Here is a 593-nt window from a genome sequence, read left to right on the forward strand (position 1 = left end):
CATCCCGCGAAGCTCATCGTCGCCACCGGCGTGGCGTCCGCGGAGGCGTTGCGGCTCATGCGTCGTGAAGCCGATGACGTCGTCTGCCTCGAGACGCCAGCGATCCTGTTCGCCATCGCGTATCACTACCGCGACTTCCCTCAGGTGTCGGATGAAGACGTGATCGCGACGCTCCGGGAAGCACGGCTCCACGTTTCGACCGGCACGAGTACCTGACAGTGGGCGCCCGACCTAAAGGTCGGGCCTACATTTGCATGGAGGTAGGGCGGCCCTTGACGGGGTCCCCACGCGGGCAGCCCGCGTGGGGTGTCGTGAGGGCCGCCAAGATTGCATCATGGCTCCCAACGTTGAAGCGAAACGCAAGACAACGCCAGTGCAGGTACCTCTCGCGGAGGCGCGGCTACAGGGAGATCTCGGGCTCCCTCCTGAGGCTCATGGCATCGTGCTGTTCGCGCACGGCAGCGGGAGCAGCCGCCATAGCCCACGAAACCAGTACGTCGCCCGTACGCTCGAGCGCCGACACCTGGCCACGTTGTTGATCGATCTGTTGACGCCGGAAGAAGAGGCCATTGATGACGACAGCGCACAGTACC

At 64.6% G+C, this 593-nt stretch carries 1 protein-coding gene; it reads left to right on the top strand.

What is annotated here, in order from left to right; genetic code table 11:
• Positions 1-373: 373 nt before the first annotated feature.
• The coding region (locus tag GEV06_29090) for a hypothetical protein (protein ID MPZ21893.1) at positions 374-593 on the top strand (220 nt) is incomplete at its 3' end.

Source organism: Luteitalea sp. (assembly GCA_009377605.1).
Lineage (GTDB): Bacteria > Acidobacteriota > Vicinamibacteria > Vicinamibacterales > Vicinamibacteraceae > WHTT01.